The organism is Alteromonas sp. KUL42, from assembly GCF_006538325.1.
In the GTDB taxonomy this organism is placed as follows: domain Bacteria; phylum Pseudomonadota; class Gammaproteobacteria; order Enterobacterales; family Alteromonadaceae; genus Alteromonas.
In genome coordinates, this window is sequence record NZ_BJKK01000001.1 from 25,053 (window position 1) to 39,383 (window position 14,331).

At 42.1% G+C, this 14,331-nt stretch carries 6 protein-coding genes and 1 pseudogene; all 7 read right to left on the minus strand.

Annotation, left to right across the window (positions count from 1 at the left end):
- Positions 1–41: 41 nt before the first annotated feature.
- On the minus strand, positions 42–6,980 hold the full coding sequence (locus EYR97_RS00110) for an Ig-like domain-containing protein (RefSeq protein WP_131091834.1): 6,939 nt from the start codon (positions 6,978–6,980) through the stop codon (positions 42–44).
- A 279-nt stretch (positions 6,981–7,259) separates the two neighbouring features.
- On the minus strand, positions 7,260–9,923 hold the full coding sequence (locus tag EYR97_RS00115; RefSeq protein ID WP_131091835.1) for an ATP-binding protein: 2,664 nt from the start codon (positions 9,921–9,923) through the stop codon (positions 7,260–7,262).
- Between the two features lie 50 nt (positions 9,924–9,973).
- A pseudogene (locus tag EYR97_RS00120) lies at positions 9,974–11,123 on the minus strand (PotD/PotF family extracellular solute-binding protein).
- Positions 11,124–11,567: 444 nt separating this feature from the next.
- The gene (locus tag EYR97_RS00125; RefSeq protein ID WP_131091836.1) at positions 11,568–12,371 is read right to left on the minus strand and encodes a choice-of-anchor H family protein; all 804 of its coding nucleotides are present in this window, start codon (positions 12,369–12,371) and stop codon (positions 11,568–11,570) included.
- A 99-nt stretch (positions 12,372–12,470) separates the two neighbouring features.
- Positions 12,471–12,884, minus strand: a complete 414-nt coding sequence (gene rraB, locus EYR97_RS00130) for a ribonuclease E inhibitor RraB (protein WP_131091837.1) — start codon at positions 12,882–12,884, stop codon at positions 12,471–12,473.
- A 32-nt stretch (positions 12,885–12,916) separates the two neighbouring features.
- On the minus strand, positions 12,917–13,642 hold the full coding sequence (locus tag EYR97_RS00135; protein WP_131091838.1) for a 1-acylglycerol-3-phosphate O-acyltransferase: 726 nt from the start codon (positions 13,640–13,642) through the stop codon (positions 12,917–12,919).
- Between the two features lie 98 nt (positions 13,643–13,740).
- Positions 13,741–13,863: a hypothetical protein gene (locus tag EYR97_RS22075; protein WP_258313175.1), complete on the minus strand. Its 123-nt coding sequence runs from the start codon at positions 13,861–13,863 to the stop codon at positions 13,741–13,743.
- Positions 13,864–14,331 lie beyond the last annotated feature (468 nt).

The following is a 14,331-nucleotide window of genomic DNA, read 5'->3' on the forward strand; positions in this document are numbered from 1 at the left end:
GTTCATCACACCTTGAAGACAAGTTAACCACAGTTATTTGTCTAAAATAAGTAGGTGGCACTTAAACTAAATGTATCGACCTTACCCGATTCCAAATCAATATAACGGTAATTGGCTCCTAGTTGTAAATGATCTGCTACTTTTACATTTATCAAAATACCCGTAAACCAGTCGCTGCCATTACGCTCTTTTGTGCTGATAGAAGTCCCCGAGCCTGATAGCGCATCGGTCTTCCATCTATAAAGCCCCAGAGGCACACTTACCGACCAGCCATTTTTCTGAAGAAGGGTATATCTTGCTCCTAATGTCACCCCTTGGGTTAAAAGTGGTTGAATAGCCGCGAGTTCTTGCTCTGTTACATCAGGCTGTAAAGTAAGCTGTTCCAGTGTGATTCTGCTGTCGCCTAAGTCTAAATAGCTTGATTCAAGGGCCCAAGATTCACTAAGTTGATAACCTAGTGTAACGCCCCACATGGTGTCGTTTAAATCATAGTTAACAACACTAACTTGAGTTGGAATTGCAGGCTTCTCAGCAGAAGCCTGGCCAATTTCAAATTGGGTGTACCACCCCTGTGCCAAACTTGAGTGACTTACAGCCAGTAAAGCGACGGCAGTAAGCAGTGTTGCACGACGGCGTATTAACGCCGCCATCAATAGTAGTGCCATCATACCTGTACCGATACTTCCGCCTGATTTATTCTCGCTAACTACAGTTTGGTGTGCTTGAACGGTTACCTCGACAACTGCTGATGTATCGGCTCCTAGGCTATCCTCTACAAAATATAGGATAGTATCGACACCATCAAAGCCTATTAAAGGAGTGTACTTAATTTGGTTGTTCACAATAGAAACAGTGCCGTGTTCAGCTTGCACTTGATCGACTATCAACGCACCGTCCTCGGGGTCAGTATCATTTGCTAATACATCAATAACAATGCTTGTTCTATCATCTGTACTAGCAATGTCATTTTGTGCCACAGGTGCTTGGTTTTGCTCAACAGTTACTATAAGCGCCGATTCAGCAAAAGCACCTTCACTGTCTTGCACTATATAACGCAATAGTTGTGAACCTGTGAAATCGTCGTACGGTGTAATTTCAACATCACCATCGCTGGTAAAGCCGATGTCTACAAAATCACCTTTCACGTCGATAAGTGTTAATTCATGCTCATCAGGGTCGGTATCGTTTTCCAATACATTGATTACCCCGAATTGGTTTATCGGTAAAGTCAGTGTATCCACTTCAAGAACAGGAAGCTGATTGTTTGCTAATGTGAGTACACCGGTAAAGTAAATTTCACCATTAGCAATACCGTCGGCATCATTAGCACCACCATCAACTAAGGGGAGTTGAATACATACATCACCCGGATTCAAGCCAGGGCGGTAAGATTCTGCACCAGCAGATGGACAAACACCCGATATATCACTAGGCGATGACGAAAGCGTTGTAAACTCGTCTTCTACCCACGATGACCACACTCCTTGAATATAAGTGCTATAAACAGCGTTACTGGCAATAGGCTGTGATAATGGAACAACTACGTCAACAGGTTGCCCAACAGTTTGTAAGTCACGAACCGTGAAGTCGTATATTTCACTTATGGCGATAGTGCTGTCAGGAAAACTAGTTTGTGATAATTGTGACCATTCCTGCACCGTTATTGCCGCGCCATCGCCGCCTGCTCCCAATGCATACGGGCCAAGTGCACACAAGTAGCCTGCGCGGCACTGAATAACTGCGCTAAAATCATAATGCAAGGGCAATTGATAGGTAAAGTTGATGTTGTCAAGGTAATCAACAATACCATTGCTATTACTGTCGATAACACCTTCAGCTAAGTCGACCAAACCATCGCCATCTGTGTCTTCATCTATACTGAGAATGGGGAGCGCATTTGCTAATTTGACAAACGCTGTCGACTGGCCGATTTTTCCCTCTATATCAATGAACTCAAAGATGAGTTGATAGATACCCGTGGCTAAGTTAGCGGGAAGTTTCAGCGCAATATCTGCACCGTCTTGTTCGAACTCAATAGGAATTGCACTATCATCAGTTGCAGATATTAGTGTAGATAACGGTATTGGATTAGGTGTTTTTGTTTCTTTTGACTCACTTGCTACGTGACCTACAGATAGTGGCCGTCCAAGATCTACACCACTACCTAAAACGTTTAAATTTACACCTGTCAGAAAATTATTATGAGAGTTAGACATTTCACCATTTATAATATTTTGAGGACTAAGTATATATGGATTGGTCGTTTGAACTTTGCTTGGTTTTGCATTTGTGTCAGAAAGAGCAAATCTGGCAACAATATTAACGTTACCCTCCTTAGAAAAGGATGACTTTGATGAGCTTTCCGTGGAGTATATGCCGGCGTTATTTGGGTAAAGTTCGGTCTCAGATAGTTTTGGTTCTAGCGAATACTTACAATAGTCACCTCCAAGAATGCCAAAAGAACCTTCGCTACTTTGTACCTCACCAAAAACGGTTAATTCAGTTTTATCACTGTTAAACAACGTATCACTCAAAGGCGCTATCTGACCCACGCATGTTCCTGAGAGCTCACTATATTGTATTGTTAAATAGTTTTCAGGTTCTGGTAGCACACCGCTTAATGCATGAGTGCCGAACGATGGGTCTTTTTGTCCATCAAAAACTTCCGTAGGGTCAAATGTATATTGAGGCCATATCCACACATCTTGATAAACAATGTCAGATTTTTCACCGTTAGGGGTTTCCAATTGCCAGCCTAATGTATACTTGCCAGAAGTCAGTATGTGATAGTTACCCAACTCATTATATCCCTCCAAAGAAAAAGATAGGTAGCTTTTGACCGCAAAAGATACATCAATAGTTGCCGTGCGTCCGTTGATTGAGACAATTTTTGGTATACCCTGTCCACTAATAACAAGATCTTCTAATGCTTGCTGAACATCATCATCAGACTCTACAGACAATAGTTTAGTGAAGGGCAACGATTCAAATGCACCCGCTGCGTTTATTTCTACTTTATCTGGTGCAATAATTTCCGGTTTAATGGTTTTTGGCGTTTTTATTTCAATTTTTTGTCTAAGTATACTTTCTGGCTTAATCCCTCTGATGACAAAATTCAGGGTAAGCGTAGAGTTTCTATGTTCTGCAGAGGGGGTTCCCTGTATTACGAAATTATTATCTATTTCTGAACATTGAGCCCACATACAGTTATGGGAGCCTGGAGGAAAAGCTATAAAGGAATTTGCATCAGCCCATGTGACATCACTTAATTCCACTGACTCTGCGTTCTCGAAACACTGATTGACACTGTATCTGAAGGCTTCATCTATGCGAGCTGTAAGCTCAAGTTCATCTTCACAAGTTGTTCGCAGCGAGGTACTTTGTTCTACAAATACGGCTATTTGTTTGACTAGTTCATGTTCATTATCTCTAACGGTGACGGTAACTGTGCTCTCGCCACCTGACAATCCGGCAATACTTAAAAGCGCTCCCTGTATATTGGCACTTGCTGCATCAGGGTTACTACTAATTGCAGTGCCTTGAAGTGAACCATTTGCCCAATTACTTTCTTCATCCTGAACGTATTCTGACATGTTAAATTGAACTGTTTCATCAGGCTCAAGATTAATAACCTCGTCTAGGGCTGCAGACCACTCAGGTCTGTCATTAGCTTCTTCAATTGTTAATGTCCAAAGTGCAGTAATTGAAAGACCTTTGCTGTTAGTAACGGTTACGGTAATCTGCTCAGTGCCATTTTTTACACCATCTAGCGTGAATACTGCGGTTTCGCCTTCAAAGGTATAATCTTCAACTAAATTGTCGATGTTTTCGCTAAACGTATACGTTAAAGTTCCATTTCCACAATTGTTAGGGTCGTAGAAATAGAGTCCAAATTCAAACGTGAAAGTAGTGTCATTTTCATTCTTTGTTACCGAGCCTAGCGGCCTATCATTTACCGGAGGGAGGTTAGTATCAGATACGGTAATATTAACCGTTCCTCTGTCGGATAAAACCCTATCACTTACGTTATAGGTGAAAGAGTCCTGCCCAATAAAGCATTGCGTAGGGGTGTAAGTTACAAACCTTTCATCTTCTGAACTAACAACAACCGAGCCGTTACCTGGTTGGGAATCGATGCTGTATATAAGGTCATCGCTGTCTGGATCTGTTCCGGTAAGGCCGATGAGTATTGGTGTGTTGATAGAAGTAGTAACATTCACATTGCCTGCGCTAGGCGCACTATTTGATTTAACTTCCAAGTCAAAAGTTAACTGGTCACTGGCATTCTCACTATCGGTCACAGTGATAGTGATACCGCTAGTAATACCAACATCATCGGCGGTGGGGGTGCCGGTTATTAAGCCTGACGTTTCATTGATGTTCAAAAAGGTCGGTAAAGCATTTTCCGTGAACTTATAGGGGCCTCTTTCAGCATCGGTTACAATTGGTTGGAACCTGAAAAGCTCTCCCACTCTTATTGTGCTGGGCGGTGTACCACTGATAACAGGGGCTGTATTGTTCCCTAATACCTCTATAAAAAACTCTAAACTGTCGCTCCCTCCGTCCTTGTCAGTAACGGTGATAGTGACGCCTTGGTATGTCCCTACATCATGACTACCAGGTGTACCCTTGGCTTCGCCAGTGATAGGGTTAATTTCTTCCATCCAAATAGGACGGTGAGTCATTGAAAATGTTAAGTCCTTTCCATCTTCGATATCGTTGACTTCAGGCGTGAAACTGTATTCATTTCCTACATTGACACTAGTTGCAGGTGTACCACTAATGGTAGGCGCATCATTAACGGGGTCAACCACAATGGTTACGGTTGCGGTATTAGAACTCGCGGCCCCGTCACTCACTGAGTACGTAAATGTTGCGGTGCCATGAAAGTTCTCATTCGGCGTAAAGGTCGCGTTGATGGAATTAGGGTCTACAATGACACTGCCATTTTGCGGTTGTGTAACGATAGTGGCTGCGAGGTCATCACCGTCGCTGTCGCTCACGTCAAAGGTTAAGGATAGCGGTGTGTCTTCATCGGTGCTCAGCGTCATGTCATTGGCAACGGGCGCAGCGTTATTACTGACTACTTCTAGGGTAAAGCGTAAGCTTTGCGGAGCAGCCTCATTGTCACTGACGGTAATAGCAATATCGCTGTAGGTGCCCACATCAGTTTCTGACGGTTGGCCAGAGAGAGAACCATCGCTACTGTCAAACATCAGGAAGCTAGGGACGTTTTCTGACGTAATGGTCAGTTCACTTAAGTTATCCACGTCCACATCGGCGATGGTAGGTTGAAACGAGTAGACGTTACCGGCGACGACCACTGTATCTGGCGTACCACTAATGGTAGGCGCATCATTAACGGGGTCAACCACAATGGTTACGGTTGCGGTATTAGAACTCGCGGCCCCGTCACTCACTGAGTACGTAAATGTTGCGGTGCCATGAAAGTTCTCATTCGGCGTAAAGGTCGCGGTAATGGAATTAGGAACTACCGTAACACTGCCATTTAGCGGTTGTGTAACGATAGTGGCTGCGAGGTTATCACCGTCGCTGTCGCTCACGTTGAAGGTTAAGGATAGCGGTGTGTCTTCATCGGTACTTTGCACCATGTTGTTTGCAATTGGTGCGGTGTTATTACTGACCACTTCTAGCTTAAAGTTGAGCTCATTGGAAGCTGATTCATTGTCGGTGACAGTAATGGTAATGTCGCTGTAGGTGCCCACATCAGTTTCTGACGGTTGGCCAGAGAGAGAACCATCGCTACTGTCAAACATCAGGAAGCTAGGGACGTTTTCTGACGTAATGGTCAGTTCACTTAAGTTATCCACGTCCACATCGGCGATGGTAGGTTGAAACGAGTAGACGTTACCGGCGACGACCACTGTATCTGGCGTACCACTAATGGTAGGCGCATCATTAACGGGGTCAACTACAATGGTTACGGTTGCGGTATTTGAACTGGCGGCTCCGTCACTTACTGAGTAGGTAAATGTTGCGGTGCCATTAAAGTTCTCGTTCGGCGTAAAGGTCGCGTTGATGGAATTAGGGTCTACAATGACACTGCCATTTTGCGGTTGTGTAACGATAGTGGCTGCGAGGTCATCACCGTCGCTGTCGCTCACGTCAAAGGTTAAGGATAGCGGTGTGTCTTCATCGGTGCTTTGCATCATGTTGTTTGCAATTGGTGCGGTGTTCGGCACAGAAAATACAACAGTATGAGCAACAACATCTGACGGTAATCCACTGATGGGATCATTTGCGACAACTAAAAAAGTGGTTGTCGAAGAAATTGCAATTGGTGCAGTGCTCCAATTACCGCCGATAACACTCACAGCCCCAGTTGCAGGGAATTCTGTAACATCAATAAGGCCATTATTATTACTGTCTATAACGACAGAAATAATGGTTCCGTCTACTGGGTGTGTACCTGAAACGACATAAGTAGCTGCTGTTGCAGATGTTGGTGATGTCACCACTGGAGCATCTGGAATAGTACCGGGCCCCGGACCTGGCCCAGGACCACCGCCACCACCCGAACAGCTAGCTTCATTTACATCTGTAAAGCCCACATTATCAAAAACGGTTGCACTATAAACAGCGCCGCTTGTTGCGCTATCAGTACTGGTAAACTCATAGCAGGTTGCATCTATTAATTGCTCGTTCTCACTAACCGGTGTACCAAATGAATCTGTTGCCGTCGCATTATTTAGCTCTGAAAGGGTATAAAGCCCAAAACCGGAGTCTACAATTGTGACCGATGAAGAAATTGAAAAATCACTGGCAGTACACATTATGGTGTGTGAGTTTGAAGTGGTACTTTCTTGTAGGCCGCCAGCACAGGTTGTGGCTTGGGCATACGCATTACTTTGCCCAACAAAAAGCGCCAAACTGGCGAGCACAATTTTAATAGGAGTGGTGTTCGCTTCAACTGACACGCGTTTAAGTAATTTGGTGACGAGCATAAACATTGGTTCCATGAGTAAATTTCCTTGCACAATTACCGCGATAAAGCAGTGCCAGTTATATGCAATTCTATTGTTGCAATATGTACAAAATGTAATCTTTAAATCATACAACGGTGTTTACTAAGTGTCATACATAATTTAATCGGGTTTAACTCACCATGAAACAATAACTAAATAAAATTTTGCTTTCATGGCCCTGCTCTTATATTGGTACTTTACAGACTGGCGTTAAATCATTAAGAAGTCGCTGTAAGTAAATAATGGTGAGGGTATTGCCAACAATTCCATTCGTTACTTGAGGTAGTGTCGTAAAACCTGAATTAAGGCTTTTTGCTTGATAGGCTTGGTTAAGTAGTCATTCATGCCAGCATCTAAAGCGCTTTGCTTATCTTCTTTCATCGCGTTGGCTGACAAACCAATAATAGGTATGTGTGTAAACCCTTTTTCTCTTAACTGGTTAGTTGCTTCATATCCGTCCATTACTGGCATTTGCACATCCATAAGCACAAGGTCGTAATGAGGGGCATTTTCTACCTTATAAACCGCTTGCTTTCCATCTTCTGCAACATCGAATGTTAAACCTAAATTAGACAGCATTTCGCCGGTTACTAGCTGGTTAATATTGTTGTCTTCTACCAGCAAAATATGACCTTCTAGCGTGGAGAACGCCGTATCATCTTGAAAAATAGGGCCATTAATGTTGTCGTCACCAGTGATGATTTGATGCATGAAGCGTTCGAATTGCGCAGGCGTGAAGGGATGCATAATGAAAGCCCCTTCCCACATTGATGCATATTTATTTTGTAGTGCTGAACCTGCACTTTCCATCACCAAACCTATATGCTTTCCTTGCTCTGATAGTGCTTTTAACCAAGCAAGCTTTTGTCGGAATACACTAAAGTCTGGAATATCAACGATTATGTGTAAGGGTAAGGCCTCAGTGCGTTCAGCGTTTTCTAATGTACTAACTGAACTTTCTTCTAGTTGTATTTGTTTACAGTAAGTTTGGGGAAGTAATATATTGTCAGTTATATAAACGCTACCTTTTGGAAGGGTTGGTACTTGCTCTAAAACGCCCAACTGATTTTCAAATGATCTCAAGGGCAGGGTGACCTCAAACATACTTCCCTTTCCTGGAGTTGAGGTTGCATGTAAACGTCCACCCATGAGTTCGGTTAACTGGTTAACGATAGCTAAGCCTAATCCTGTTCCGCCATACTTTCGATTGGTAGAGCCATCAGCTTGGGTAAATGGCTTAAATATTCTAGCTAACTGCTCTTCGTTCATGCCTATGCCCGAGTCGGTAATTCGCATAGTTAGCGAAAGTGTACTGCCTTTGCTATTGAGCTGTCCTTCAAACTCGATGGTTATTCTGCCTTGCTCGGTAAACTTCACCGCATTGTTACCAATGTTCATAATAATTTGAGCAATGCGTAGTGGATCGCCAATTACTTGAGGTGGAATGGAGGGCTGCACAGTAAAGTGCACTGACAAGTTCTTTTCTTTAGCGCGAAGTGCAATTACTGCAATCAAGTTGTCGAACAATGAATGTAGAGAAAAACTTACTTCCTCTATTTTGAGCTTGCCTGCTTCAATTTTTGAAAAATCCAGAATATCGTTGATTACACTGAGTAGAATTTGACCCGAATACGCGGCCTTATCGATATACCCCCTGACAGTAGGAGACAAGTCTTGCTGTTGAGCTAACTCTATTAGCCCTATGATGCCATTCATCGGGGTACGAATTTCGTGGCTCATGTTGGCCAAAAAAATACTTTTTGACGCAGTCGCTTGTTCTGCCTTAATTTTGGATTCTGTTAGTTCTTTATTAAGATTCTCAAGTTGCACGTTCATCCTTTGCGCTTCCGATAACAGATTTTCCGTTTGACGATTTTTATCACTGAATACAAGTGCAGATTGTGCAAGCTTTCCTATTTCATCTTGTCGGCTACTTCCTGGAATTTTCGACACTTCTACGCCTTCAGATAGTTTCTTAAAGACTTCTGTAATTGAGTGAATTGGCCCCAAGATACGTTTAGTTGAAAACAGCGCTGCTACAACAGCAAGTAAAATAGCAAATAGTGAAAACAATTCTCCATTTTGTTGTGTACTTCTGGCTAACGCATAAGTGCGCTGAGTAGTCATTTCTGAATTATCAGTAACCTGACTTGCTAATTCACCACTTAAATACAAAAACTCATTGGCAGAGCCGGCCATTACCACATTTACTAGAAACAAATTACCTTGGGTAATTTGTGTCAATTTGAAAAAGTCTGCTTTGGCTTTTGCAGCAAGCGTTACCATTTGCTCTTGTGCTGAAGGCCTATTGAAGAGCGGCAAAGTTTGCAATGCATCAATCGATTGATTAAAGGAGGATATATAATTCATATCTGGCTTTGAAATGTACTTCAGCATGGCATTTTCTGCTTTTAACAGCAAAACCCGAGCCCTGTCTAAGAACTCGGTATTAATTAATCCGTTGTTAGAAGTTACGTTAAATAAGTCTTCTATTAAGGCGATGTCTGAAAGGGTGCCGTTAGCAATAAGGCTGTCACGCTCTGCGCGTGCATCAACAACTTGTACAAAGTTTTCTTCGTAAGCGGTTAAGTGCTCTCGCATTCGATCTAAAACAAAGTCATCTTCAGCACGCTTATTGAAATTATTGTTCTCAGCAAGCTTGTCTAGTTTTGCATCGATACTAACCATCAATCTGCCAAAGCGTGTAAAAGCCGACTTGCTGGCGTTTTCTTTGAAAATAAGTACATTCCGTTGTAAATCCACAACGTCTCGCTCAAGTTCTTTTACCAAACTTACATCAACAACGGTTTTCGCTGCAAAAGAAACACCGGTAGTTAAAGTTGCTTGATTCTCTCGCGCAACATAACCTTGGGCAAGAATAAGCGCAATCAGTGCAATAAGTACCGTAATAAGTTGAATGCGAATAGATGAGAGCATCGTGATCTTGTGGCCTTATAAGAAAATGAGGTTGGTGTTTTGACTTAAGTCTAAGACGTGATGAATTCGTACCATTTTTGCAAGCTGTACTCATAGGTTGGCATAACCGTATTCCACACCGCTACGTTGCTAAAGCGTTTCTGGTAACTACCGCCGTTGCGTTGAGCACCGTTTTTTAACACTAATCATACCGTCGGTTCCTTTCAGTGCCTCTGAAGCTACTTTGCCATCGTACCAATAATCCCACTCGGCCTGTGATAGATACTTGGCTGAACGCTCTGGGTTAGAAATGTAATAACCTTGTCTGGCAATAAAGGCCCCAGGCCAGCCTGACAGCCACCAGTTCATATACTCATATGCAATGTCTTTGCTTCGCCCTTGGCTTGCCGATGACAAGCACATAACACCATGCCATCCTCGGTAACCCTCTTTGGGTGCTGCAAACGTAACCGGAATATTCTGCCCATTTAACGCAGACACTGCAGGAGAAAACATACTTTCAATTGCCACCCGACCACTTTTCATAAATTGCACTGATTCAGGAACAGACGTCCAATAACCACTAAAGTGATTTAATTGAGATAACTCATTGAGAATGCCAAAGAGTGTATCTAATTCCGCTTCTGTGATAGCGCCAATATCTTGAAATTGAATATAACCTTTGGCTTGAGCGGCTAACGCAAGATCAAATAGACCAATAGTAGGGTCGTTAACAATAGCGACTTTTCCCGAGTAACGACTATCGAGCAACCATCCCCAGCTTTCCTGTTCCTGTTTTAGCTCCGTAGGTAGCAATGATTGGTTATAACCAAATGAGTCCACGTTGTGAACATAGGGCAGGAAACTTATTTCATCGGTATGTTGTGTGCCTAGGCTGCCGTCACTTTGCACGTTTAATATTTTATGTGGTGCGTCACCTGCTCCCATTCGGGCGTTTTCAGTTAGCTTCCCTGTTTTGGATAAATTGTTTATTTCAGACCAATAATGAAGACGCTTTTTTTCAATAGGTTGAATAGCTTGTGCTCGCCATAAAACATTAATACTGTTCGACCACTGCTCGTAAAGGTCAAAAGAAGTAGGGTTCATGGATGCTTTTTGTAAAACGGTTGCACTGCCACCAGGTTCAAAAACAATATTGATCCCTAAGTCTTCCATTGCCCTTTGGCGTAATTCCTCTTGAAGCGTTACATGCGTACCCAGTACTTTTAAGGTTGGCTTGCTTTTACCTATAGCAAATGGAGTTACACCAGCGGTAATACTCAGCGCCGCACAACCTTTTAATAATTTGCGACGAGGAGGTGATAACGGAGCTAAATGCTTACCTTTCGTTGGGTACACTTCTAAAAATCCTTGAATGTCAGAGTACTAGATCTATTTGGGTACTAATTTGATATTGTTTCTAAGTCTATAATAGCAGTACATTAAAAATATGCAGGGTTTTCGAACCGTAATATGTGGATAAAATTGCGAGTGATCCAACGTAGTTGAGATAGAAGTTATAAGCACTTAATTAACGTTAATTTGTGTCGGCATATATTTGAATTGAATGAAGGTATGTGAATAGCAATGGCGGTTCTCAACATGTTGGGTTGGTATCCATGCGAGAACCTACGTTATTTTAAGTGAGCGTATTACACCTTATCACTATTTCTGTGTGACTAATTTTCTACGCGTTCTTACCATGAAGGTAAAACCGATAGCTAACAAAGAAAGTACTGACCATGAACCACCGTGTTCCTCTACAATAACAACGGTGTCTTCTACTATGTATTCATTGTTCTTGCTTTCTAATGGCAAGTAAGCCAATGAAGCATCATCGTAACCATCAGAGAATGCCACTAGCATTTCGGTATCAGCATCGTAAAGTTCAATCAACACATCATAGTCGTTACTGGGAAAGCCTGATATCAAGGTACTTTCAATAGTGAAGCTATCCGTCGAGTCTTCACCATAGATATAGAATTCAGAAGATACATGAATTGCGTCGTACTGGCCGTCAGTGCCTACATATAAAACAGCGTAAACTGGGACTTGCGTGAAAATAGTGTCGGCATCGAATTCAACAGAAAATGTAGAGTAGTAACCGTCGTAGTCAATATCGCTATCTAGGCTGGTCCACGCATCATAAATCCAAAATTCATTTACACTGTTTAGCATAATGTCACTGGATGATTTACTGGTATTTAGGTGCTTTTCTTTACGTACTGCAATTTCAGAGCCGTTAGATACGTTGCTCAAGGTTTGTTGATTTTCTTCACTAGCATTACGTGTATTTTTGTTCGAACTTAATGGTTCTTCTGATGCAACAAACGGTTTGTCGTAGCGAAATTCTTTAGAGATCGCTTGAATTTTTGTAGGCGCTTCTGCTGCTGAAACGGTACTTGGAGTTAGCATATGCAACAAGGCAAAAGCTGAGAATGTTAGTAAGGAAAATAAAGGGGTTTTCATTTGTGCATCCTTTTCCAATCGTTAATGACAGTGTCATTGTTGATGGAAAAAGATGAACAAAAGCTGAAGGGTAACTTAACGGTTTAAAAGAAGGTGATTCTAATCGTCGTAGTCGAAGTCATCTTCGTCATACGTATCGTCTTCATAAGCCCCTTCTTCTCGAGGTTCAAAATAGGTACCCCAACCATCGTAGGTAACGTTGTGCTTGTCGGCAATTTTTAGCAAAGTATCACAATCTGCGTTAAGTCGCTCAATGTCTAGTTTACGCTCAACGACAGCGTCGAAACAAAAAATCGTTTCACCATCATCAAGCATTAACTCTTCTGCATCAGTAACTTCAAACCCAGCTTTAAATGCGTCAACTGCCGCTTTTTCTAACACGTCAAAGTCAGTACTAGCAACGTGGTGTTCAATGGTATAGTCCGCGTCTGCTTGGCTGCCATCTTCAAGCAGGGCATCAATGGTTTCTTGGTTAAACTCATACCACTCTTCGCGTTCGTCAAACTGGTTCATTTAAGGCACTCACTAATAAATTTAACGTAAGTTTACCTGCTTTTTTCTAGTTCATCGACCTGTGTATTTAGTTGTTCGAATTTTTGTTTCATTTGATCGTTGAAATGCGCCATCCATTCTTTAACGGAATGTTCTGGTGTCATTGCCTGTGGAGCCGAAATATCAATGATTACGATGCCATTATTCCAGCGATTCCACTTCACTTTTTTATGTAAGTTACTGGCAGTGACCATTACAACGGGCTCATTAGTTGTACTTGCTAAACGAAACGCTCCTTGTTTGAACGGCAGAATTCCGCGGCCATAACTACGCGTGCCTTCGGGAAATAGCCAGACTGAGGTTCTCTTTTTTGAAATTAGGTTTGCCGCAACATCAAGGGTATTTCTTGCTCTGCCTGAGTTCTTTCTATCGATTAGTATGTTGCCCGAAAGCCAATATATTTGACCGAAAATAGGGATCCACTTGAGGCTCTTTTTCCCAATAGTGACCACACCAGGCAAAGCGGCTTTACATATGGTAATGACATCGAAACTGTTTTGATGATTCGCAATATATACGTAAGGTTCGTTAATTTTTACTGCAGAATCTTGTTGGATAATCAGTTTGAGCCCAACAATTTTCGCCATAAGGGAGTAGAGTTGACCTGCAATATGGACGTTATTTTTATGAAAAGGGCGTGCAATACAAACAACCAACAAAACGATATTTATGAGTAAAAAGGCAATAAACAGTGCAGGAACGCGGAATAAAGCTATCAAAACAACTCCTAGAGAAAAATGACGCGCGCAGTATAGTGGAAGTTTCAGCGTACACTTGTCCGATGAGTTTTTACAGTTACTCTTTACAGGATCTTTCTTTAAGCCTCAACGTTGAAATTACGCATGTCCATTCCTTCTTCCTGTTTACTTTTTACTGGCACATCAGAAGAAGTGTATTTATCGCAACGGTCGAGAAAAAGAGGCTGAGTAGGGACTTTCATTATTTTGATAGATCTTTGTAGCTACCTTTGATAACAATGGCACCCTCAAAAAAACGAACGTTGACTGAGTAAATGAAAAGCTCGTTTAAGAGAAAACTAAATAGGTTTCTTTTTCCAACTGAGCCTAAAGCGATATTTTGTTTGGCTTATTTAGTTCCTGGTAAATCTGACTTGGTCGAGCTTCACAAACAAGCTTGTTGGCTAAGCTATACATCTAAACCTATTGCAGTAAGAGCTCCTTTGGCGTTGTATCGTTTATTCCTGTGGTATCTTTTGCATGCTTGGCGATATTGCTTCAAGACTTGGTTAAACAATAGAAAGAAATAGAACAGTCTAATATTAGCGACTTTAAACAACTAGGACAGCTTTTTAAGCTAGCGTATTTTTATACAATACCTCCTCGTCACGACTATAACTTAAAATTATATAGTTTCCCTTCAAAGGAATGGCTTTCTTTTGTCTATACAC

Bases quoted from the DNA above. Each gene is read 5' to 3' on its own strand.
- EYR97_RS00110 (WP_131091834.1), bottom strand. From the start codon at position 6,980: ATGGAACCAATGTTTATGCTCGTCACCAAATTACTTAAACGCGTGTCA.
- EYR97_RS00115 (WP_131091835.1), bottom strand. From the start codon at position 9,923: ATGCTCTCATCTATTCGCATTCAACTTATTACGGTACTTATTGCACTG.
- EYR97_RS00125 (WP_131091836.1), bottom strand. From the start codon at position 12,371: ATGAAAACCCCTTTATTTTCCTTACTAACATTCTCAGCTTTTGCCTTG.
- rraB (WP_131091837.1), bottom strand. From the start codon at position 12,884: ATGAACCAGTTTGACGAACGCGAAGAGTGGTATGAGTTTAACCAAGAA.
- EYR97_RS22075 (WP_258313175.1), bottom strand. From the start codon at position 13,863: ATGAAAGTCCCTACTCAGCCTCTTTTTCTCGACCGTTGCGATAAATAC.